The sequence below is a fragment of the Bradyrhizobium sp. U87765 SZCCT0048 genome (genome assembly GCF_018131225.1).
In the GTDB taxonomy this organism is placed as follows: domain Bacteria; phylum Pseudomonadota; class Alphaproteobacteria; order Rhizobiales; family Xanthobacteraceae; genus Bradyrhizobium_A.
The window spans coordinates 534,126-556,433 of record NZ_JAFCMM010000001.1; the positions used below are offsets into that span (position 1 = coordinate 534,126).

Here is a 22,308-nt window from a genome sequence, read left to right on the forward strand (position 1 = left end):
TCAGGCCGGCTGCAGCCGCTCCGGCCGGCGCACCGGCCCGGTCGGGAACATCAGCGCGATCGCCACCGCCCCGAGCCCGACCGCGAACGAGCCGATGTAGAGCCAGTTGTAGCTGCCGTAATGGTCGAAGATCCAGCCGCCGACCGCCGGCCCCAGTGCCATTCCGAGACTGGACACCATCGCGGCCGCACCGAACACGGTGCCCATGATCGCCGGGCTGAAGGCGTCGCGCGCCAGCACCGCATAGAGCGGCATGACGCCGCCATAGGCCATGCCGAACACGATCGCCACCGCATAGAAATCGGCGAGATGGCCGGCGAACAGGTAGGCCCCGGCCGCGAACGCCTGCACCAGCAGGCCACCGACCAGCACGGGCTTGGCGCCGAAGCGGTCGCCGAGCAGGCCGAACACCAGCCGCCCGCCGAGCCCCGCGAGACCCTCGACGCTGTAGATCGTGACCGCTGCCAGCGGCGGCAGGCCGCACGTCATGGCGTAGCTGACGGTGTGGAAGATCGGCCCCGAATGGGTGGCGCAGCAGGCGAAGAAAGTCGCCGCCAGCACGATGAATTGCGGCGAGCGCAGCGCGGCGAGCGCGCGCGGCCCGGTGGACGCCGCCGCCGCGGCTGCATCGGAGGCCGGCGCGGCGGCCGGCGGCTGGCGCACCAGCAGCGTCGCCGGCACCAGCAGCCCCCAGGCCGCGACGCCGATGATCAGTAGCGCCGTACGCCAGTCGGTCGCCGACACCAGCCAGCTCGCGAACGGCGAGACGGTCATCGGCGCGACGCCCATCCCCGCCGACACCAGCGACACCGCAAGGCTGCGATGGGTTTCGAACCAGGCCGTCGTCAGCGCGATCATCGGTGCGAACAGGCTGCCCGCGGCAATGCCGAGCAGCACGCCATAGGCGAGCTGGAATTCGATCAACGTGGTGGCGCGGCTCGCCATCACGAGGCCGAGCCCGAGCAGCACCGAACCGCAGAGCACCACGATACGGGTGCCGTAGCGGTCACTGACCACGCCCCAGCCGAACGCGGCCACCCCCATGGTGAGAAAATCGAGGGTCATCGCGGCGGAGATCCCGGCGCGCGACCAGCCCGTCGTCTCGGCGATCGGCTGCAGGAAGACGGCCAGCGAGAACAGCGCGCCGATGCCGACACAGCTGATCAGCGCGCCGGCTGCGACGATGACCCATCCATAGTGCCGTCTCATCGGAACACCTCCGCACGCCCGCCGCGCGTTGGCCGCGAGTATCGAAGGGATCGCGGGGCAGGAAAACCCCGGCCGTTCACATGTTCATGCGCGTCTGGACGTCGCCATGCGCATGGGAGCGGCAAACCGCGCGGTGAGTCCGCTCACATCGCCCGTCCAGCGACGCCCCGCCGCCTGAAGAGACCGCCGAGCCAGAGCGCGGTGATCACCGCCAGCACGGCCGCTGTCGCTACGAGCAGTGCTGCGGCTGGCCAGCCATGGCTGCCGATCAGCCCGCCGACCGCCACGGGACCAGCGGCCTGGCCGAGATTGCTGCCCTGCATCAGCAGCCCGACCGAGACCGGCACCAGCGCCGCCGCCGGCGCGAGCAGCGGCGCCGTCGACAGCAACGTCGCCGGGATCGCGCCGCCGATCATCGAGAACAGCACGCACAGCAGGAACGCGGCGGTGTCCGGCAGCACCGGCAGGAAGATGCCGAGCGCGCTCACGCCCATGATGCCGCATGCGGTGACGATGAGCGCCGCGCGCGGAACGCCGCGGGACAGCAGAACGCCGGCCGTGAGGTTGCCGACGATGTTCACGGCGGTGGCGAGCGCGCTGAGCAGGCCGGCGGTGCCATAGCCGACCTGCATCCGCTGCATCAGCAGCACTGGCAGGAAGCTGAACAAAGCGAAGAACATCAGCGCATAGAGGGCAAAGCACACGGCCAGCAGCACCGGTCCCGGCGTGCGCAGGATCGTCAACACATCGCCCGGCAGGCGCCGCCAGGACGGCGCCACGGTCCGCATTGCGACGGGAATGACCATGGCGGCCGCGACCATCGCCAGGACGGCGAGAACCGCGCCGCTGGCCCAGATCACGCGCCAGCCGCCAAGCATCGGTCCCGCCACCATGGCGATGGACATCCCCGTGGCCATGAAGCAGCTCCACAACGCGAACACGATGTCGCGCCGTGCCGGATCGGCGATGCGCTGCAGGATCGATGGTCCCGCCACCGTGATCAGCAGGAAGCCGAATCCCTCGATCAGGCGGGCGCCGAGCAGCACGGCGAATGTCGTGGCGCAGGCTCCGGCCGCGGCGCCGACGGCAAGCGCGGCAAGGCCCAGCAGCAGCATGCGGCGATCGCCGACGGCGGCGACGACCGCGCCGGCCGGGATGCCGCCGAACAGTCCGAGCAGCGCGAAGATGCCGGTCACCCAGCCGAGCTGGCCGAAATCGAGGCCCAGGTCGGCCTGCAGCATCGGCACCGCGATCATCGCCTTGCCGATCTGCAGCGACGAGACGATGCCGGAGCCGACGACCGCCGCCACTGCCGTCCAGCGCATCGCACCTTCGGTACGCAAGGCCTCGTTCATCTGCAGCATCACATGACCTCGCGACGGCGGGCAGCCTTGCTGAGGTTCTGGCATCTGGTCGTCATGGCTGTCGGCTCGCCCTCGCGTTGTCTCCGGGTCCAGATGCCAGTTTCAATCAATCGATGGAAGTGGCATAATTGGCATCAGAACGATCTATCGAATAGATCATGCTGGACGCTCTCACCCTCGACCAGATCCGCACCTTCGTGACCGTCGCCGACAGCGGCAGTTTTCGCGCCGCCGCCATTCGGCTGTCGCGGGTCCAGTCCGCGGTCAGCCATGCCATCGCCAACCTCGAGGCCGAGCTCGGGGTCATGCTGTTCGACCGCGCGGGCCATCGCCCAAAGCTGACGCCGCAGGGGCACGCCCTGCTCGCCAATGCCCGCGACATCCTGCTGCGCATCGACGCGATGCGGGCGCGCGCCCACGGCCTCGGCGAAGGCGTCGAGCTCGAGCTGTCGCTGACGGTCGATACCCTGTTCCCGATCGCCACGGTCGGCGCGGCATTGACGGAGATGCGAAGCAGCTACCCGTCGGTGGCGATCCGCCTCACGGTTGAGCCGCTTGGCGGCCCGATCGCGGCGCTGCTCGACAAGCGCAGCACGCTGGCGATCACCGCCGGCGAGAACTTCCGCGATCCGCGCATCGTCCTCGACGCGCTCGGCGCCATTGCCATGGTCGCAGTGGTCGCCGCGCGCCATCCGCTGGCGACCCGGCGCAACGGCGAGGACACCAGCATCCCCGACCTCGCCGACCACCTGCAGATCGTGCAGTCCGATCCGACGCCGCTGTCGGAGGGGCGTGATTTCGGCGTGCTGTCGCCGCAGACCTGCCGCGTGGGCAGCCAGGACACCAAGCACGCCATGATCCTCGCCGGCCTCGGCTGGGGCCGGCTGCCCGCATGGCTTATCGTGCGCGACCTGGCCGAGGGGCGTCTTGTCCGCGTCGACACCCGCGCGCTCGGCCGCAACGCGACGGTCGTGACGGAAGCCTATCTCGCCCACCGGCTCGACGCACCGATCGGCCCCGCGGCGCGGGCGTTTCGCGCCGCGCTGTCACGCCTCGCCGAGAGCTGACGGCGCCGTCAGACCGGCACGGCGGCGCGCCGCCGCGCCGCACCCTGCCCGTCTGCAATAACCATGCGGCCAAGCACGAACTGCCGCGTCGCCTCCGCCACGCGCCGGCCGAGATGGCGGGCGGTCGCGAGATCCGATGGCGGCGGCACGATGTCCGGCGCCTGGTCGACATTCGACTGGGCGCCGGCGCCGAGCCAGAAGCCGAGGCGGTTGAGCGCGACATCCGATCCGGTGCTGGCGTTGTTGCCGGGCGGCAGGTCGAGATTGATCCAGTGCATGCCGTGCTGGGCGGCGAACAGCGCGAGCTGGATCAGCGTCGCCAGCTTGTCGCCGGCATGGGCGCCCGAATTGGTAAACCCGGCGGCGATCTTGTCCTTCCACCGAAATCCCTTCGCCATCACGGCATTCGAGGTCGAATCCTGGAACGCCTTGAAGGCGGCCGAGACGTTGGCCATCAGGGTCGGCGTGCCGAAGATGATGGCGTCGGCGGCGGCGAGATCGTCCCAGCGCGCCGGCGCGTCCTCCACGGTCAGCGCGAACGCCTCGACGCCATCGACCTCGCCCGCGCCGGCACGGACCGCTTCGGCCTGGCGCGCGGTGTGGCCATAGGCACTGTGATAGACGACGGCGACGCGAATGTCGGTCATGGTGGGATTCATGATCGTGCTCATGGCAGTTCTCCTTGCGGTGAGGGACGCGGCGGGTCGTGACCGCGCCAGGGGTGGGACGGGCGTGATGACGTGGCAGGTCGGCCCGCGGCATGCAGACGCCGCGGCTGATCGTGTGATGTGGACCGGCGCATCGCGCCGGCCGTGATCAGTGGAGTGCGTGACCGCCGAGATGGCGCAGCTTGTCGGGATTGCGGGTCACATAGACGGCCGTGATGCGGCCGTCGGCGATGGCGAGCGCGGTGGTCTGCAGCGTGTCGCCCTGCTCTATGCTGACGAAGCCCGGCAGGCCGTTGACGAAACCATAGCGCAGCAGGTGCGACATCGTCGCCGCGTAGATCGTGGTGAGCGACGCATGCAGCCGCAGCGCCTCCGCGATCCCGATCACCGGGTGGCGCGGCGCCGTGGTCTTGCCGCCACCATCGGCGTAGACGGCAACATCGTCCGCGAGCAGCTGCCGCAGCGCGACCATGTCGCCGCTGCGGGACGCCGCGAAGAACGCCGAGGCGATCGCCAGCCCCTGCTCCTTCGAAACGTCGTAGCGCGGCCGCGCCGCCCGGACATGGCTACGGGCGCGGCTGGCGAGCTGGCGGCACGCGGCCGGCTCCCGCCCGACCGTCTCGGCGATCTCTTCGAAAGGCACCCCGAACACGTCGTGGAGCAGGAACGCGGCGCGCTCGAGCGGCGACAGCCGTTCCAGCGCCAGCATCAGCGGCAGGGTGACGTCCTCGACCGCATCCTCGGTGCTCTCGACCACCGGTTCCGGCAGCCATGGCCCGACATAGGTCTCGCGCCGGACCCGGGCCGACTTCAGATGGTCGAGACAGAGCCGGGTCACCACCTGCCGGAGGAAGGCGCCGGGCTCCTTGACGGCAGCGCGGTCGACATCGAGCCAGCGCAGGAACGCTTCCTGCACCACGTCCTCGGCATCCGCGACGGACCCCAGCATGCGGTAGGCGATCCGCACCAGCCGCGGCCGCAGCGGGGCGAAGGTCGCGACGGCGTCCTGACCAGTCATCTCAGCACGCACCGGCTGCCGCGCGCCGGCAGCACGGCGTAGTTCTCGGCTCTGGGGTCGGCACGTCGCTCATGACCATCTCCATCGTCGGGACAGGGCGTTCGATGTCCTGACGAGACGGCATTCGCCCGTGTGACATGCCATCGAGGCCAGCCGCAATTTTTTCGATGGTCCAATTGGCTGGAGCAGGTTTTCAATGCGAGAACGGAGCGTCATCAAGCGGTCTCACAGAATGGCAGCTCCATCTCGTAAGCATCTGAGATGCCTTTTGATTTCATAGATTAACAAATCACTTCAAGTGCCGGCGCAGCTGCGACGGCAGCTGGGAGACAGTTCGATGGAATGGGACGATCTTCGCTATGTCCTCGCGGTCGCGGAGGCCGGCTCGCTCGCCGGCGCGGCGCGCGCGCTCGGGGTCAACCACACCACCGTGCTGCGCCGGATCACCGCCTTCGAGGCCACGATCGGTCTGCGTCTGTTCGAGCGCCTGCCGACCGGCTACGTGCTGACCGCCGGCGGCGAGGAACTGGCCACCGCGGCCCGGGGGGTCCGCGACACCGTGACCAGCCTCGAACGCCGGCTGCTCGGCCAGGACCTGCGACTGTCGGGCACCCTGCGTGTCACCACCACCGACACCCTGATGGCCACCCTCCTGCCCGGCGTGCTCGCGGACTTCCGCGCCGAACAGCCGGGCATCGTCCTCGAGCTGGCGGTGGCCAATGCCATCGCCAATCTCAGCCGGCGCGATGCCGACGTCGCCATCCGCCCGTCGCCCAATCCCCCCGAGACCCTGGTCGGCCGCCGCGTCGCTGCGATCGCCTTCGCGATCTACGGCAGCCCCGCCTATCTCTCGGGGCATGCCGCGGCCGGCGATCTCGCCGGCCATCGCTGGGTGGCGCCCGATGACAATCTCACCGGCACCACCGCGGCGCAGTGGATGCGCTCCGAGCTGCCCGAAAGCGACGTCGTGCTGCGCGCCGATTCCCTGCTGGCGCTGCGCCAGAGCGCCGAGGCCGGCCTCGGCCTCGCGGCGCTGCCCTGCTATCTCGGCGACACGTCGCCCGGCCTCATCCGGGTGCGGCCGCCGATCCCGGCAATGGAAACCGCACTGTGGGTGCTGACCCACGAGGACCTGCGCAACACCGCCCGCATCCGTGCCTTCACCGAATTCGCGGCCACGGCGCTCGGCCGCCACCGCGACCTGCTCGAGGGCCGCGCGGTCTGATCCCCCTGTGCGTTGGCGCAGTCGCCGACTGCACCGCTGCCCAGTCGGCGGCAGCAGCCACGGCCGCTATCTGTCGCCCGACGCTTCGCGCCATGCGGAGCCATTGCAAGGGCGTATCCCCATGGACATCCTGTTCATTCCGATCTCGCTGGTCGCCGGCGGCCTGCTCGCCGTGCAGGCCGGCGCCAACACCCAGCTCTCGAAAGCCACCGGCAGCCCGTTCGCCGCAACCGTCATCCAGGTGCTGATCGCCGGCCTGCTGCTGCTGATCATCGCCACCGCCACGGGCACCGTGACGGCGCTTGGCGGTCTCGGCAACGTCACCTGGTGGCATGCGACCGGGGGTATCGCGACCGCGATCTATGTCGCCTCCACCATCCTGCTGTTTCCGCGACTCGGTGCCGTGGTGACCGTCGGACTGTTCATCACCGGCCAGATGCTGGCTTCGTTCGGCCTCGACACCCTGGGCGTGCTCGGCGTGCCGCAGCAGCCGCCCCGTGCGACGACACTTGCCGGTCTTGCCGCCGTGCTCGCCGGAGTCCTTGCGATCATCTTCGGCCAGACTGGCGCAACCGCCAGCCTTGCCCTCTCCAGAATCGGCTGGATCGGGCTCGCCCTGATCGCCGGCGCGGTGCTGCCGGTCCAGGGCGCGATCAACGGCCTGCTGCGGCATGACCTCGGTGCGCCGTTCGTCGTCGGCGCCATCAGCTTCGCCGTCGCGACCCTGTCGATGCTGCTGGTGCTCGCGGCCACGCTGGTGTTCACCGACACGCCGAAGCCACAGTTCAACGGCCTTGCGACGATGCCGTGGTGGGGCTGGATCGGTGCGGCATGCGGCGCGACCTACGTCACCACCGTGTTCACCGCCATCCCGGTGATCGGCACCGCCGCCGCGGTTGGCCTCACCGTCGCCGGCCAGCAGATCGCCTCACTGTTCGTCGACCGCTTCGGCTGGTTCCGCCTGCCGCAGCGCGAGCTGTCCGCGCTGCGCTATGCCGGCGTCGTGCTGCTGCTCGGCGGCGTGGTGCTGATCCGCGGCTTCTGAGCGCGACAAGCAGGCGGCGCGTGCGCTGCCTTCCCCTGACAACTGAGGAGAGACGACCATGGCATGGCTGCTGCTGTTCGGCGCCGGGCTGCTCGAAGTGATCTGGGCGATCGCGCTCAAGCAGACCGGCGGCTTTACCCGCCTGTTGCCGAGCGTGATCGGCATCACCGCGGCGGTGGTCAGCTTCGTGATGCTGTCGCTGGCGCTCAAGACCCTTCCCGTCGGCACCGCCTATGCGGTGTGGGTCGGCATCGGCGCGCTCGGCGTCGCGATCGCCGGCATCGTCGTGTTCGGCGAGAGCGTCGCGCCGGCACGGCTCGCATTGCTGGCGCTGATCCTCGCCGGCGTGATCGGGCTGAAATGGCTGGAGACGTGAGCCTGCACCCCGATGCGATGTCCCTTGCCAAGGCGCGGGTCAACCGCCGATAAACAGGCGCCGTCGCGGCCATGAAGGCCCGATCACGGCTCGCCGCACACGGAGGCGTGGATGTCGCGGTCCATCTCGGCTCCCCCCGACGTCGCGTCGCCGCCGGCGGCCACCATGGGCGCCGACCGCGGCGAGCGCCTCGCCTTCATCGACAACATCCGCTGGACCATGGTGCTGCTGGTGCTCAGCATGCACGCCTGCGACACCTATGGGCCGTTCGGCAGCTGGTACTACCGCGAGGCGCGGCCGGTTGGCTTTGGTACGGCGCTGACCTTCGCGACCTACCAGAGCACGCTGCAGGCGTTCTTTATGGCGTTGCTATTCTTCGTCGCCGGCTGCTTCACGGTGCCGAGCCATGATCGCAAGAGATGCTGCGCCTTCCTGCGCGACCGTGCGCTCCGGCTCGGCGTGCCGACGCTGCTCTACATGCTGCTGATCGGCCCGCTGACACAGTATTTTCTTGCCGGCAGTTGGGGCCGCGGCGGCTTCGGCCACCAGTGGCTGCGTCACCTGCGCAGCGGTGAATGGCTGTCCGAGACCGGCCCGATGTGGTTCTGCGCCGCACTGCTGGCGTTCTCCGTGGCCTATGCCGTGTTCCGTCTGGTCCAACCTGCCGCTGCGACAACACCATATCACGACGCACCGCCACCCGGTGACGGCGCCGTCCTCGTCTTCATCGCAGCCATGGCAGTTGCGACATTCCTGGTGCGCATCCCGCTGCCCGAAGGCCGCGCCATCCTCAACATGCAGCTCGGCGACTTCCCGTCCTACATCCTGATGTTCGCCGTCGGTCTGCTCGCCGCGCGGCGGCGCTGGATCGAGATGCTGCCGGACAGCTTCTGCCGGCGCTGGGCCGCCTGGACGCTCATTCCCGCGATCCCGCTATACGCGGTGCTGATCGCGCTCGGCGGCGCGCTGCAGGGACACACCGCCGACTATTCCGGCGGCTTGAATCCCGTCAGCGCCGGCAAGTGTCTGTGGGAGGCGCTGGTGTGTGTCGGGATGAGCCTCGCGCTGCTGGCCATCTACCGAAACAGCTTCAACACCCGTGGTCCGCTGGCGCGCGCGCTGTCGAACACCGCCTTCGGCATCTACTGGATTCACCCGCCCGTGGTGATCGCGCTCACCCTCGCGTTGCGCGCCGTTGCGGCACCGGCTCTGCTGAAGGCCGCACTGCTGACGCTCTTGACCGCCATCGCAAGCTTCGCGATCGCGCTCCTGCTGCGCCGCACGCCGCTGCTGCGCGCCATCGTCTAGGATGCGATGAGCGCGCAACCGCGATCCGCCACACGCGTCGCGGCGGTGGCAGTGCGCCGCCACCCACACCCAGGGTGATGGCGTCCGAAACCGGCCAGCGCCGCGCCCGCCGATCGTTAAGCTGCACGCCATCTGCATTCGGCGGGAGCCCGCGATGACACACTCACCGGCCAGGACCTATGGCACTGTTGCCGCCCATGCCCGCAGCTCCCTCACGGGACAGGCGTTCGTGGACGGCCTTGTCGCTGGCACACAGCCGCTCAACACGCTGGCGCGCACCCTCGGCTATGATGTGACCGAAGCCTCGCGCGGCCAGGTCGTCGTCACCCTGATGCCAGACGAGCGCCACCTCAACCCGGCTGGCACCGTGCATGGCGGTGTCGCCGCGACGCTGCTCGACAGCTGCATGGGCCTCGCGGTCTGGTCGACGCTCGACGCCGGCTTCGGCCAGACCACGCTCGAGTTCAAGATTTCGCTGCTGCGGCCGATCACGACCGGGACCGGCCTCGTCCGTGCGGAAGGCAGCGTGCTCAATCGCGGCCGCCGGGTCGGCACCGCCGAAGGGCGGATCACCGATGCCGACGGCCGCCTGCTCGCCCACGGCACCACGACCTGCCTGATCTTCGAGGCGTAGACGCGGCGCGGCCCGGTTGGCTGCGGCTGCACCGGTCTGCTAGGACACTGTCATACAGAGTCCAGCAACGCAGAGCGCTCCTTCATGCCGGCCCGGCCGATCGTCCGTTATCCTGATCCCCGTCTCGGTACGGTCGCCGCTCCGGTCGCTGCCTTCGATGCCGCCTTGCGGGCCCTTGCGGCCGATCTCGCCGACACCATGCGGGAGGCGCCGGCGATCGGCATCACTGCGCCCCATGTCGGCGTGCTGCAGCGCGTGGTGCTGCTGCAGCTCGCCCCGACCGAGACGCCGCGGGTCTACATCAATCCCATGATCGTCTGGGCCTCGGACGAGCGGCTGCGCCACACCGAGGGCAGCGTGTCCATGCCCGGCGTCGTCGAGGATGTCGAGCGTCATGCCCGTGTCCGGATCAGCTACCGCGATCTCGACGGCGCCGAACACACCGAGGAAGCCGATGGCTTCCGCGCGGTCTGCCATCAGCACGAGATCGACCAGCTCGACGGCATCTTCTGGATCCAGCGCCTGTCGCGCCTCAAACGCGACCGGCTGCTGAAGCGCTACGCCCGCGCGGCGCGAGCGTCGTAGGCGAGGACCGCGTCCCGGCCCGGATGCCGTCACCGCCACGGCGACTGGCTGATCACCACACAGAAGTTGCCGCGGTGAAAATGGCGCTCCTTGTCGGCGATGACGTCGGCCTAGACGTTGCCGAAGGTCGTGTCGGGCTTATGCCGGATGCCATCGTCGACCACCTGGATGATGTTGTCCTTGAAATGCGGCGCGGGTGGACGCCAGCCGGATCTCGGCGGCGCGCCGCGTTCTGGAAGACGTTGCCGCGCCCATGCTCGTCACCGGATGTTGCGGTTTCACCGACATCGACACCTTCCGCCGCGCGTTCCAGCGCCGCGTCGGCGTCACGCCCTCGGCCTACCGCCGGGTGCACACGGCCCGTGCCGGCAGCTGAGTATCATGAGGGATGCGCGCGTCCCGACGTCTGCATCGCGCAGCGCCGCATCCTGCGGCCGTCATTTGGACTTCGGCGAATGCGGCCGACTCGCCATCTTCGCCACGACCGCCAGCGTGAACTGCACGAGGTAGTCGTTCAGCGCCAGCGAGGCCGCGCTGGCGCGCTCGACCTTGCGATCGGCGATCGCATTCAGCATGTCGGCGTGAAGGCGGCCGCCATGCCGGATCTCGCGCTGCTCGTCGCGGACATGCATGATCCAGAAGCGCCTGGACAACGCCTGCAGCGGCGTCATGAGCACCCCCAGATATGGATTGTGCGCAGCCTCGATAATCAGCCGGTGCGTCTCCCGCACGGTCTCGGTATAGCGCCGCAACGTGAAGTCGCCGGTCAATTGCCCCGCCAGCTTCCGCATCGCGTCCAGTTCAGCCGCGGCCCCCCGCTCGCAGGCGAGCCCGACGGCCAGCACTTCCACAGCGCGGCGCACCTCCAGGCCGCTGAGCTGGTCCTCGACGGAGATGGCCGGAATCTCGATACCCTTGTTGGGGTGGATGCGCACCATGTAGCTCAGCGCCAGCCGCTGGATGGCCTCGCGCACCGGTGTCCGGCCGAGCCCGGTCATCTCCATCAACTGGCTTTCGGACACCATCGCTCCGGGCGTCAGTTCGCCGCGCTCGATGACCCCCTGCAATACGCTAAGCGCCTGTTCCGACTTATTCATTCCAGGGTGAGGCCTCTCCTGCCCGACACGTGACAACCGCGCTGTGCATAGCGCGAAAGTCCATTGCCATGCCATCGATATATCGGTTACATATTTCCAATAGATTACATTCAGCGATCGAGGACCAATGAAGTACGCCCCCCACCTGCAGCCGTGTCCGCTGCCGTTTTCCCCTTTCAAGAGCTGCACGGTGCCGCGTCCGATCGGCTGGCTGTCCAGCGTCAGCGTCGATGGCGTCGAGAACATCGCGCCCTACAGCCAATGGCAGAACCTGACCTTCGATCCGCCGATGGTCATGTTTTCGGCGAACCAGTATCCCGACGGTCGTCGCAAGGACACAGTGATCAACGCCGAACAGACTGGCTGGTTCGTCTGGAACATGGCGACCTACGATCTGCGCGATGCAGTCAATCTCAGCGCGATGGCGCTTCCATCGAACGAGAGTGAGTTTGACCGCATCAAGGTTACACGCGAATACGCCGACAACGCGCCAGTCCCGATGGTGCGGGAGAGCCCCTGCAAATTCGAATGCCGTTATCTGTCGACCCACCGCCTGAAGGGGCGCTCCGCGGTCGGCACCATCGACATCGTGTTCGCCCAGGTCGAGAAGATCCACATCGCAGATCACGTCATCACTGCCGATGGTCGCCTCGATATCGCGTCGATCCGGCCGATCGCGCGTATGGGCTATTTCGACTACGCGGTCATCGATCGAACCTTCGAGATGCGCGTGCCGAATTCGGATGCTGGCGCCCAGGCAGGTCTCGAAGGTCGTCCGGACGTCGACTGAGCCTGCGGCACGACAACAGCAGAGCTACGACAATATTCAAAACAAACAGGGGAAACGTCATGACCGTATCAGAAGCCGCGATGCGCAGCGTCCAATCCGCAGACGGGACAACCATCTCGTCCTCGCGCAAGCTCGGCGATCTCGTGGCCGTCAATTTCGGCAATACGCTGGAATGGTTCGACTGGACAATCTACACGATCTTCGCGCCGTACTTTGCCCTGCAATTCTTTCCATCCGCGGACAAAACCGCAGCCCTGCTCTCCGCACTCGCCATTTTTGCCGCGGGATTCCTGACGCGTCCGCTGGGCGGCTTCATCTTCGGCGTCTACGCGGATCGCGTGGGTCGCAAGACCAGTCTGACGCTGGCGATCTTCGTTACCGCCGGCGGCAGCCTCGCCATCGCGTGCGCCCCGACATTCGCATCGGTAGGCATCCTCGCTTCCGTCATCCTGCTGGTCGCTCGCCTCGCGCAAGGCATCGCCCATGGTGGTGAAATGGGAACGTCCATCACCTATCTGGTCGAGCGCGCACCGCGCCATCGCCGCGCTCTCTATGGCAGCACATCGTGGGTCAGCGTCGTCCTCGGAACCATCATCGCAACTCTCGTCGGCCTGCTGCTCAGCAGCGTACTCGACCGGGCCCAGCTTGAGAGCTGGGGCTGGCGCATCCCATTCGCCCTCGGCGCTCTTCTCGGCTTCTATGGCCTCTACCTGCGGCGGAAGCTGACCGAGACCGCCTCGTTCGAAAACAGCCGCCGCCATCCGAACGAACGCTCGGCCATCGCCTCGTTGCTGCATAACTGGCGTGGCGTCGCGGTGGTGTTCGGCCTGTCGGCCGGCGGATCGATTATCTTCTACACCTGGCTGATCTTCAGCCCGACATTCGCCCAGGTCAGCCGCGGCCTCGATGCCAAATCAGCGTTCTCCGCCAGCCTGATCGCACAATGTATTTTCCTGATCGCGATCCCGGCCGTCGGCTGGCTCGCCGACCGCTATGGCCGTCGCATCTTCATTGTATTCTTCGGCATCGGTTTCCTAGCGCTGACGCTCCATCTCGATGGCCTGATCGACAACACCTTTGCCGGTCTCCTGACATCGATGACCATCGCCCTGATGCTGCTGGCCTGTCTGTTCGGCGTCAACACCGCGGTTTGGGCCGAGGTGTTCCCTACCAGCGTTCGTGCCACCGGCGTCAGTGGACCGTTGTCACTCGCCACTGCGATCTTCGGCGGCACGGCGCCCTACGTGAACACCGCATTGGCGCAGCAGGGATATCATCGCTGGTTTCTGTACTACCTGATGGCCGTCGCCGCGATCACGCTGATTACCGCCATCGCCATTCCCGAAACCCGCCACCTCGATCTCGATCGTCCTGACACTGGACGGCTCGCCAACAACTAGACCCGATGTCGGCGCGGCAGCCCCGCGCCGACGTCACATCCCCGACGCCATCAGCCATCCGCCCGTGGCGATCGCGAACGCTCCGAGACACTGCACGGTGCGCGCGCCATTTGGCACCCACCGCTCGAGCGTGATCGCCGACGTCACCACAGCCATCACCGCAAGATCCATCGCGCCCGTCGCCACGACGATGGCGGCAGCGCCTGCACAGCTCGCAATGCAGTGACGGCCAAGATGCAGCCCTGCACCAAGCGCATCGACCGTGTGTGCGGACGGCACGCAGTCACGTGCGGAGACTGCACGGCAGTGCGACAGATGGCGAACTTTCCATGGCGTGAACTGCAGAGCACCGGCGGCGACGACCACCGCGCCGAGCACGACCGGAATGTCGCGCCCCGGCATCGGCAGGCGAGTCGCGACCGCGCCGAGGGCGAGCGTCAGCGGCAGCACGATCAGGCCGAGCGTGCTCCACGCCAGGAAATAGCCGAGGCCGACCAGCGCCGCCAGCAACCCCGCCTGCCCCGTTCCGGACCGGCTGATCCGCAGGCGATAGCGCCATAACACCGGCAGCAGCGACGGCAGCATCATCGCCACCATCATCACCGTCCACATGCCGAGAAACGACGCGGCCAGCGCCTGGACGGACTGGCCGGGCATCGGCGCCCAACCCATCATCGCAGTCCAGCCGCATGGCGGCTCGCTGGTGGCGGCCATGGCGCGGCACCACACGACGCTCACCGCCAGGCTCGCGGCGAACAGCCCGGCCGACAGGCCGAGAAAAGTGCGCCGGGCGACGCGTTCGGACATCCTGGTTCCCTCCCTCCGCCGACCGGTCGACCGGGGTGCGACGTCGCCGACATGCCACGGCGACTGGTGGATCGATGCGCGATAGACTAGGACCGCGTTCCGGACGGACGGGAGTGACAAGTGTGGCGGGATTTGCATGGACTCGCTGATCACGGCAGCAGCGCGGGCGCTGGCGGCGGGCGACCCGCTCGGCGCGCTCAACCGGGTCGCGCTGCGCGACGACGCCGCGGCGCTGGCCCTGCGCGGCATCGCCATGGCGCGGCTCGGCGACCTCGTGCGGGCCAAGGCGTTGCTGCGCCGCGCAGCGCGTGCGTTCGGCCCACGCGAAGCGGTGGCGCATGCGCGCTGCATCGTCGCCGAGGCCGAGGTCGCGCTGGTCTCCCGTGACCTCGCCTGGCCGGGACAAGCGCTCGACGCCGCACGTGCCACGCTCGCAGCCCATGGCGACCGGATCAATGCCGCCCATGCCCACGGTCTGGCGGTTCGCCATCTCCTGCTGATCGGACGCATCGACGAGGCCGAGCGACTGCTGGCGACGCTTGATCCCGCGCCGCTGCCGCCGGCGCTGCGGGCCGTCCATGAGATGGTGGTCGCGGGACTTGCGATCCGCCACATCCGCACCGCCGACGCGCGCGCCGCGCTCAAGCGGGCGCGCGAGGCCGGCGCGCGGGCCGGCATTGCGGCCCTGCGCGCCGAGGTCGAAAGTGTCGCGGAGGCGCTGGCCGCCCCCGCTGCCCGCCTCCTGCAACAGGGGCGCGAGCGCGTGCTGCGGCTCGACGAGGTCGAGGCGCTGCTGGCCTCCAGCGCTCTGGTCATCGACGCCAGCCGCCATGTCGTGCGCGATCCCCGTGGAGCCGTGCAACTGGCGCGCCGCCCCGTGCTGTTCGCGCTGGCCCGCGCGCTCGGCGAGGCATGGCCCGGCGATGTGCCGCGCGACGTCCTCGTCGCCCGTGCCTTCCGTGGCAAACGCGCCGACGAATCCCACCGCGCCCGGTTGCGGGTCGAGATCGGCCGCCTGCGTGCGCTGTTGAAAGGCCGCGCCGATCTGCACGCCACCAGAGACGGCTTTGCGCTCGCACCACGGCGCGCCCGCGAGGTGGTGGTGCTGGCGCGTCCCATCGACGAGGCGCATGCGGCGGTGCTGGCACTGCTCGCCGACGGCGAAGCCTGGTCGAGCTCGGCGCTGGCGCTGGCGCTCGGGGCCGGCCAGCGCACGGTGCAGCGCGCGCTCGATGCCCTCGCCGCCGCCGGCAAGGTGCAGGCGATCGGCCGCGGCCGCGCCCGCCGCTGGATGACGCCGCCGGGCCCCGGTTTCACGTCAACCTTGTTACTCCCGGCACCGCTGCCGGCGAACTAGCATCACCGCGTCATTCATGAGGATATCGTTATGAAGAAAACGCCCGCCGAGATCATCCGCGAATACGGCCCCTTCCCCGGCGTCGAGCAGATCGGCGGCGTCAGCTTCGACGGGCACAACGTCTGGTTCGCGGCGGGCGATCACATTGCCACGCTCGATCCCGACAGCGGCGAGACCGGCCGCAGCATCGCCGCCCCCGCTCATGCCGGCACCGCGTTCGACGGGCGTCACCTGTTTCAGATCGCCGAGGCGCGCATCCAGAAGATCGACCCGAACACCGGACAGGTGCTGTCGACGATCCCGGCCCCCGGCGGCGGCGGCGATTCCGGCCTCGCCTGGGCCGAAGGCTCTCTGTGGGTCGGGGAGTATCGCGCCTGCAAGATCCACCAGATCGATCCGGAGAGCGGCGCGGTGCTGCGCACCATCGTGTCCAACCGCTTCGTCACCGGCGTCACCTGGGTCGACGGCGAACTGTGGCATGCGACCTGGGACGACGACAGCGACCTGCGGCGGATCGATCCTGTATCCGGCGAAGTGCTCGAAGTTCTCGACATGCCTCAGGGCACCGGCATCTCCGGCCTCGAATCCGACGGCGGCGACCGCTTCTTCTGCGGCGGCGGCCGCAGCGCCAAGATCCGCGCGGTGCGCCGTCCGACGCGGCGCAAGTAGCCGCGGATGCGAAAGCCGCGCCGCGCGCGACGACACCGATCGCCGCCGCGTGTTCGTGACGTTGACCGACAACGCCGCCAACTGCTGGAACAGTCTTCCGCGGCGCATCTCGCCCGGACTCGGCGCGATGCGCCGCAACTCAACGACCTGCTGCCGCAGGTGGCCAAGCGCCGCCAGCCTACTGGCGTCACACGCGCGGCCGATGTCCGGATCACGACGCCGCCGGCGCTGCGGTCGACATGGCGGCCCTGATGGCGTACCTGGATCGCGGACCTGGATGGCGTACCTGGATGGCGTACCTGGGTGCACTCGCCCGTGCGCGGGCGAGTGCAGCCATTGTCATCGACCTGCCGCCGACTACCCGGCCTTGTCGTCCGCGCTCGCCTTGCGGAACGCGGCCTCGCCCGCATCGGAGATCTCGATCCAGCGCTGATCAGGCCTGGCCTCGGCTTCGTAGCTGTCGTGCCAGTTCCACCACTTGTAGGTCGGCCCCTGGGGATAGCCTTCCGGCGACTTCTCCCAGACCTCCTGGCGGCCGAGCGGCGACAGATCGAGATAGCTCCACACCGTGCCCATCGCCTCGTCGCCGCGGTTGTTGATGAAGTAGGTGCGAAAGATGCGCGAGCCATCGCGGAAGAACACGTTGTGGCCATGCCACTCGTCGACGCCGAAGTCGGCATCGAAGTGGTCAGTGATGGTGTACCACGGCATCGTCCAGCCCATCCGTGCCTTGAGCCGCGCGATATCGGCCTGCGGCGCGCGCGACACATAGGCGAGCGTGGTGTCGCGGGCGTTGAGATGCGCGAGATGGCCGACCTGATCGGCGCCGAGCGAGCAGCCGCGGCAGGCATGCTCGGGCCAGCCGAACACGCCGGGCTCGAAGAACGCGCGGTAGACGATCAGTTGCCGCCGCCCCTCGAACATGTCGAGCAGGCTGAGCCTGCCGTTCGGCCCGTCGAAGGCGTAGGTCGTCTCGACCGCCATCCACGGCATGCGGCGGCGTTCAGCCGCGAGCGCGTCGCGGGCGCGCGTGTGCAGCTTCTCCTTCACCAGCATCTCCTTGCGCGCCGCCTCCCAGGCCTGCGGCGAGACGACGGGCGGCGTCTGCATGACGGGCTGGCTGTCGACAGAAATGACTTCGCGAGATGGGCTCATGATGATCTCAACCTCCGGGTTGGACGAGCGCGGGAGTGTCCGGCTGAAGATCATCCCCGACCGCCCGTCATTGGCCATGCACCACCTTGGCGCCGGAGCGTCGGATCACGGGAGTGACAAGTGTGACGTGATTTTCCGATGCCCGGCCAACGCCCCACCGGCGCCCCGCGATCCCGCCGGCGCTCCCATGCCGGCTGTCGGCCCGATCCGGACCGTGCCGCGCGCCAGGCCCAAGACCGTGACAAGACCCGCGACAGCCCGGACGCCTGTATCGCCATCGATGATGTACTGACGCGATGAAGCGAACGGCGCTATCGCGCCGCCCTCGCTCACCAGGCGACGCGCACGCCGCCGGTGAACTGGTGGCTGACGGCGTTGCTGCGGAATTCGCCGTTGTAGGCCGCGAACAGCCGCAGGTTCTCGCGCTGCCAGCCGGCGAGCTTGACGCCGACCAGCGCCGCCTCGCGGCCGGGACTTGCGGCCGTCACCGTGAACGCGCTGTCGAGCAGCGCCGCCTGGCTCACCAGCGTGGTGTCGCGCCAGTCGTGGCCCCAGCCGAGCTTGAGCTCAGGCGCGAACGTCAGGCCGGCCGTCGAGCGAAACTGGCCGCTCAGCGCGACCCCGAACGTGGTCGTCAGCTTGTCGAACGACTGCGCCGGATAGACGAGGCCGATCGGCTGCTGCGTCTCCGCGTAGCCGTTGCGGTGGAAACCCTGCCAGGTCACGCCGGCGAACGGTTTGGCCGCGAACGGACCGAAGGGAATGATGTACCCCGCCTCGATGCCGACACTGCCGCCGACCCCGTTGGCGCGGCCGTCGATGGTCGCCGGCGACAGCATGGTCATGCGCGTCGTCTGCGTCTGGCTGGGCCCGGCGGATGCGCGCAGGTCGATGACGGCGCGGCCCGGCGTCCAGCTGCCATAGATTGCGCCGGTGTAGGTGTCCGACGTCGCCGTCAGATCGCCGCTGCCCGTGGTGGTGCGGGCGAAGCCGACCGCGACGCCGCCGGTCAGGTCGTCGGCGAGCCATTGATCGACGCCCAGTGCGAAGCCGCCGCTGCGGGTCGACGATCCCGCAAGGCCGCCGGCTTCTCCGACCGAGCTCCAGCGTCCGAACGCCTGCCCCCACACGCTGCGGCCATCGGCGACCACGGGCTCGCGATCGAGGCTGGCGAACGCGTCGGTCGCCTGGCGCGCCTCGCTGCTGATCGAGCGACCGATGGAAGCGAACGCGAACGACTGCGCCGTCGCGCTCTGGACGACCGCCGCACCGCTCTGCAGCGCATTCTGACGGTCGGCGATGGAGCCCATGAAGCCGGTAAAGGCAGTCATGCCGGCGCTGGTCGCCGCCGGCTGCCCCGGCGCGCTGAGCTGGGTCATCGCCGTGCCGTACGACGCTGGCGAGGTCATGGCGTACAGCGCATCGTACAGCGCCTTGACCGTCGGATCCGGCAGGACGCCGGCGTCGGGCCGGCGGCTGTCGAGAATGCCGGCGATGTCGCGCTGGCTGGTCGTCAGGCCGCCGCCATTGAGTCCGGCGAAGGTCTGTGGCGTGACCGAGAGCATGAGCGACGTCGGACCATAGATCAGGTCGAACCGTCCCTGCGCCGGCAGCCCGCTCGTGGGCTGGACCATCGACGAGAACGATCCTGCGATATGCGCGCCGCCATAAGCTTCGACGAACCGGAACTGCTCGCCGATAGAGGGCGTGTAGTTGCTGGGGGTGCCGACGCTGCCGCGCAGCACCGGCGTCAGCGCACCGCCGACAGTGAAGATGTTGCCGGCACCGCCGACGAAAATCCGGTCATGGGTGCCGGGACCGCCGGGCACGAGATTGCCGCCGTCGATGTCGATGCGCGTCGTGGCCGTCGCGGCGAGCGTGACGTTGCCGGTGAAATTGAGCTGGCCGGCGGAGTTGCCGACGACCTCGGCGGCGCTGGTGATGCTGCCGAAGTTCAGCAGGTCCTGGACGTTCGCCATCTTGCCCGGCGACAGCAGGCCGGCGATCGTGGTGTTGGCGTTGATCACGCCCATGCCGGCGAGCGTGCCGGTCTGGTCGACGATCAGCGCGTGGCCGTCGCCGACGACGCTCAGCGTGCCGTCCACCGCGAGCGTGCCGCCGGACACCCGCACCTCGCCCGGCACCGTGGTGCGGCCCGCGATGGTCAGGATGCCGTCGCCGGTCTTGGTGAAGGCGCCCGACGTGGTCAACGGCTGGCTCCAGTAGGTCGTGCCGCCCGCAAGGGCGACCGTCTCGTTCGCCTGCAGCGTCGTGGGCCCGTCGGTGGCGCGATCGAGCCGGATCAGTCCCTGGCCGTACATCGCATTGATGCCCGGCTTGCCGATGTTCTCGGTGGTCGAGAACAGCACCTGCGCGAGGTCGCGCGCCGAATAGTCGGGATAGGCGCTGATCAGCACCGCGAGCGCGCCGGTCACGACCGGCGTCGCCATCGAGGTGCCCTGCAGATAGTTGTACTCGCCGCGCGGCACCGTGGAGAACACGCCATCGCTCGCCCCGGCGGTCTGATCGCCGCCGGGCGCAGCGACGCACCAGCTCGCGGTGACGCCGCACAGGTTCGAATAGTAGGCCGCCTGCTTGTTCGGTCCGACCGACATCACGCCGATCACCTGTCCCGGCTGATACAGCAGTCCGGAATAGTTCAGGTTCGTCCCATAGTCGTTGTAGACGCCGAGGCCGGCATGCTCGGGACGGATGAAGGGATAGAGCGCGATCCCGGACGGATTGTGTCCGGCGACCGGATTTTTCTTGCGGTCGTTGCCTGTCGCCGCGACGATGATCTTGTCGGCCGCCAGAGCGCGCCACACCGCCATCGCCTCGTCCATCGTTCCCGGCGACACATTCCACTGCAGAAGCGGCGGGCTATCACGATCGACGCCGGGTCCGAAGCTGGCGTTCATCACCTTCACGTTCGCGAGCGATGTGAAGTAATCGATCGCATCCGGCGGACCGCTGGTCACATAGGTCCCGAGATCCTTGTCCAGCACGTCGTTGTCGAAGATCGTTCGGATCGGCACGATCGTGGCGTCGTAGGCGACGCCGTGCGAATCCCACAGCGAGGGGTCCTTCCTGCCGGCGATGATCCCGGAAACATGGGTGCCATGGACATCGCCCGCCAGTTGGATGTCGACCCACTTCGGATCGTAGGTCTCGCCGGCGACGTAGAGCGTCGAGTAGGCGCGCGCGAGGTCGAGCTTTCCGGCCAGCGCCGGATGGGTGATGTCGAAGCCGCTGTCGGCGACGGCGACCGTCACACCCGCGCCGGTGTAGCCACGGCCATAGGCGATGGTCGCGCCGATCATGTCGAGATGCCACGTCTGGCTCGCCGCCGCCGGCATGTTGGGCGGCGCGTAGGCCATCGGCACTGGCGTGCCCGGTGACGAACCTGCGCCCGACACCAGCGACAGTTCGCCGGAATGGGCGGGCCCCGCGAGCGCCCCGCCGATGATGAAAAGTCCTGCCCCCACAGCTGTCGAACCCAACAGCTGCCCGATGCCGCGCATGCGGCCACCCACGTCACGTCGATTCACAATGCGCCCCAGCTTTCCGAGGCGCCGATCCCCACCGAATCCCCGGACTCATTCCACCTTCTGCTTATGATCGGGCCGGCTGGCGGCAAACAGCGAAGCGGCGGCGATCACTGACGCACTTTGTCACATGTGTGACAGCCACCTTCCCGTGCCGGAGCGACTTGCGATTCAAATTTGCGATCTTCGCACGAAACCGCCGATGCGATTCGCGCGGGCGCGATCACAGGCGACGTCGCGCACCTTCACCGAAGTGTCACAGGGCTCGTCTATCGAGCGTGAATCCCCTGCCGGAGCATGCCGATGGACGCCGTCACCCGCCCGAAGATCGCCGACACCGTCATCCACGACACCGTGCGGATGCGCGAGGCCACGATCGGACGGCGCTGCGAGATCCTGCGCAACACCCGCATCGAGTACGCTTCGCTCGGCGACTACTCTTACCTTGGCGAGAATTGCGAGGTGGCGGATGCGGTCATCGGCAAATTCACCGCGATCGCCAACTCCGTGCGCATCGGCGCGCCCAACCATCCGATGGAACGCGCCTCGCAGCACCGCTTCACCTACTGCCCCGAATATTACGAGGCGTCTGCGACACGGGACCATCATTTCTTCGCCGACCGCCGCGATGCGCGGGTCGAGATCGGCAACGACTGCTGGATCGGCCATGCCGCCATCATCCTGCCCGGCGTCATCGTCGGTGACGGCGCAGTGATCGCGGCCGGCGCGGTCGTCAGCCGCAACGTGCCGGCCTACACCATTGTCGGCGGCGTGCCCGCCCGCCCGCTGCGCCGGCGCTTTCCGGAGCATGTCGCCGAGCGGCTGCAGCGCATCGCCTGGTGGACCTGGCCGGACGATGTGATCTTCGCCCGCCTCAATGATTTCCAGGCCGACGATATCGAGGCGTTCTGCGCGCGCTACGACGTCGCCGAGACCACCCCGCCGCGGGCTAGCGCCGACGCGTCCTGACACACAGGTTCCAGCCCGCG

Annotated in this window: 21 protein-coding genes and 1 pseudogene; 13 read left to right on the forward strand and 9 right to left on the reverse strand. The window is 68.5% G+C overall.

Translation table 11 applies throughout. The features are described 5' to 3' along the window. Together JQ639_RS02290 and JQ639_RS02295 are read right to left on the reverse strand one after the other, a co-directional pair. Positions 1–1,209, reverse strand: coding sequence for an MFS transporter (locus tag JQ639_RS02290; protein ID WP_211969654.1), 1,209 nt, complete (start codon positions 1,207–1,209; stop codon positions 1–3). A 143-nt stretch (positions 1,210–1,352) separates the two neighbouring features. Next, positions 1,353–2,573 (reverse strand): MFS transporter, encoded by a 1,221-nt coding sequence (locus JQ639_RS02295; RefSeq protein WP_249123574.1) that lies wholly within the window; start codon positions 2,571–2,573, stop codon positions 1,353–1,355. A 158-nt stretch (positions 2,574–2,731) separates the two neighbouring features. Here JQ639_RS02295 and JQ639_RS02300 point away from each other — a divergent pair, with 158 nt between their 5' ends. After that, on the forward strand, positions 2,732–3,640 hold the full coding sequence (locus tag JQ639_RS02300) for a LysR family transcriptional regulator (RefSeq protein ID WP_211969653.1): 909 nt from the start codon (positions 2,732–2,734) through the stop codon (positions 3,638–3,640). An 8-nt stretch (positions 3,641–3,648) separates the two neighbouring features. Here JQ639_RS02300 and JQ639_RS02305 read toward each other — a convergent pair whose 3' ends face one another. Further along, entirely contained in the window at positions 3,649–4,311 is a 663-nt protein-coding gene (locus JQ639_RS02305) for a flavodoxin family protein (RefSeq protein WP_249123573.1), read from the reverse strand. Positions 4,312–4,456: 145 nt separating this feature from the next. Further along, positions 4,457–5,326 carry a sigma-70 family RNA polymerase sigma factor gene (locus JQ639_RS02310; protein ID WP_211969652.1) on the reverse strand — a complete coding sequence of 290 codons (870 nt, stop codon included), beginning with the start codon at positions 5,324–5,326 and terminating at the stop codon, positions 4,457–4,459. 337 nt (positions 5,327–5,663) lie between these two features. On the opposite strand from JQ639_RS02310, the gene JQ639_RS02315 reads away from it, so the two are divergent. The 6 genes from JQ639_RS02315 to JQ639_RS02340 all read left to right on the forward strand — a co-directional run bounded on the left by JQ639_RS02315 (position 5,664) and on the right by JQ639_RS02340 (position 10,499). Beyond that, on the forward strand, positions 5,664–6,551 hold the full coding sequence (locus JQ639_RS02315; protein WP_211969651.1) for a LysR family transcriptional regulator: 888 nt from the start codon (positions 5,664–5,666) through the stop codon (positions 6,549–6,551). A 121-nt stretch (positions 6,552–6,672) separates the two neighbouring features. Beyond that, positions 6,673–7,596 carry a DMT family transporter gene (locus tag JQ639_RS02320; RefSeq protein ID WP_211969650.1) on the forward strand — a complete coding sequence of 308 codons (924 nt, stop codon included), beginning with the start codon at positions 6,673–6,675 and terminating at the stop codon, positions 7,594–7,596. Positions 7,597–7,654: 58 nt separating this feature from the next. Next, positions 7,655–7,972 carry a quaternary ammonium compound efflux SMR transporter SugE gene (gene sugE, locus JQ639_RS02325; RefSeq protein ID WP_211969649.1) on the forward strand — a complete coding sequence of 106 codons (318 nt, stop codon included), beginning with the start codon at positions 7,655–7,657 and terminating at the stop codon, positions 7,970–7,972. Positions 7,973–8,083: 111 nt separating this feature from the next. Next, positions 8,084–9,280: an acyltransferase family protein gene (locus JQ639_RS02330; RefSeq protein WP_211969648.1), complete on the forward strand. Its 1,197-nt coding sequence runs from the start codon at positions 8,084–8,086 to the stop codon at positions 9,278–9,280. A 154-nt stretch (positions 9,281–9,434) separates the two neighbouring features. After that, positions 9,435–9,914, forward strand: a complete 480-nt coding sequence (locus JQ639_RS02335; protein WP_211969647.1) for a PaaI family thioesterase — start codon at positions 9,435–9,437, stop codon at positions 9,912–9,914. Positions 9,915–9,998: 84 nt separating this feature from the next. After that, positions 9,999–10,499, forward strand: coding sequence for a peptide deformylase (locus JQ639_RS02340; RefSeq protein WP_211969646.1), 501 nt, complete (start codon positions 9,999–10,001; stop codon positions 10,497–10,499). Positions 10,500–10,528: 29 nt separating this feature from the next. Here the strand turns inward: JQ639_RS02340 and JQ639_RS35170 are convergent. Continuing rightward, a pseudogene (locus tag JQ639_RS35170) lies at positions 10,529–10,699 on the reverse strand (phosphohydrolase); the annotation flags it as partial. Positions 10,700–10,752: 53 nt separating this feature from the next. Between JQ639_RS35170 and JQ639_RS02345 the strand changes: the two are divergent. After that, on the forward strand, positions 10,753–10,875 hold the full coding sequence (locus tag JQ639_RS02345; protein WP_249123599.1) for an AraC family transcriptional regulator: 123 nt from the start codon (positions 10,753–10,755) through the stop codon (positions 10,873–10,875). Between the two features lie 61 nt (positions 10,876–10,936). Here the strand turns inward: JQ639_RS02345 and JQ639_RS02350 are convergent, their stop codons facing one another. Next, positions 10,937–11,671 (reverse strand): GntR family transcriptional regulator, encoded by a 735-nt coding sequence (locus JQ639_RS02350; RefSeq protein WP_211969644.1) that lies wholly within the window; start codon positions 11,669–11,671, stop codon positions 10,937–10,939. A gap of 52 nt (positions 11,672–11,723) precedes the next feature. Between JQ639_RS02350 and JQ639_RS02355 the strand changes: the two genes are divergently transcribed. Both JQ639_RS02355 and JQ639_RS02360 read left to right on the forward strand, forming a co-directional pair. Continuing rightward, complete coding sequence (locus JQ639_RS02355) at positions 11,724–12,386, forward strand: flavin reductase family protein (protein WP_211969643.1); 663 nt, start codon at positions 11,724–11,726, stop codon at positions 12,384–12,386. Between the two features lie 59 nt (positions 12,387–12,445). Further along, positions 12,446–13,786, forward strand: a complete 1,341-nt coding sequence (locus tag JQ639_RS02360) for an MFS transporter (RefSeq protein WP_211969642.1) — start codon at positions 12,446–12,448, stop codon at positions 13,784–13,786. A 33-nt stretch (positions 13,787–13,819) separates the two neighbouring features. On the opposite strand, the gene JQ639_RS02365 is transcribed toward JQ639_RS02360, so the two are convergent. Further along, entirely contained in the window at positions 13,820–14,593 is a 774-nt protein-coding gene (locus JQ639_RS02365) for a DUF2182 domain-containing protein (protein WP_211969641.1), read from the reverse strand. Between the two features lie 136 nt (positions 14,594–14,729). Here JQ639_RS02365 and JQ639_RS02370 point away from each other — a divergent pair, with 136 nt between their 5' ends. Beyond that, a complete protein-coding gene (locus JQ639_RS02370) occupies positions 14,730–15,950 on the forward strand; it encodes a helix-turn-helix domain-containing protein (protein ID WP_211969640.1) in 1,221 nt (406 codons plus the stop codon). Positions 15,951–15,980: 30 nt separating this feature from the next. Continuing rightward, positions 15,981–16,619, forward strand: a complete 639-nt coding sequence (locus tag JQ639_RS02375) for a Vgb family protein (protein WP_211969639.1) — start codon at positions 15,981–15,983, stop codon at positions 16,617–16,619. Positions 16,620–16,976: 357 nt separating this feature from the next. Here the strand turns inward: JQ639_RS02375 and JQ639_RS02380 are convergent, their stop codons facing one another. Both JQ639_RS02380 and JQ639_RS02385 read right to left on the reverse strand, forming a co-directional pair. Further along, positions 16,977–17,774 (reverse strand): DUF899 domain-containing protein, encoded by a 798-nt coding sequence (locus JQ639_RS02380; protein WP_249123572.1) that lies wholly within the window; start codon positions 17,772–17,774, stop codon positions 16,977–16,979. Positions 17,775–18,103: 329 nt separating this feature from the next. Next, positions 18,104–21,295, reverse strand: a complete 3,192-nt coding sequence (locus tag JQ639_RS02385) for a S8 family serine peptidase (protein WP_211969638.1) — start codon at positions 21,293–21,295, stop codon at positions 18,104–18,106. Between the two features lie 327 nt (positions 21,296–21,622). On the opposite strand from JQ639_RS02385, the gene JQ639_RS02390 reads away from it, so the two are divergent. Continuing rightward, positions 21,623–22,288, forward strand: coding sequence for a DapH/DapD/GlmU-related protein (locus JQ639_RS02390; protein WP_211969637.1), 666 nt, complete (start codon positions 21,623–21,625; stop codon positions 22,286–22,288). Positions 22,289–22,308 lie beyond the last annotated feature (20 nt).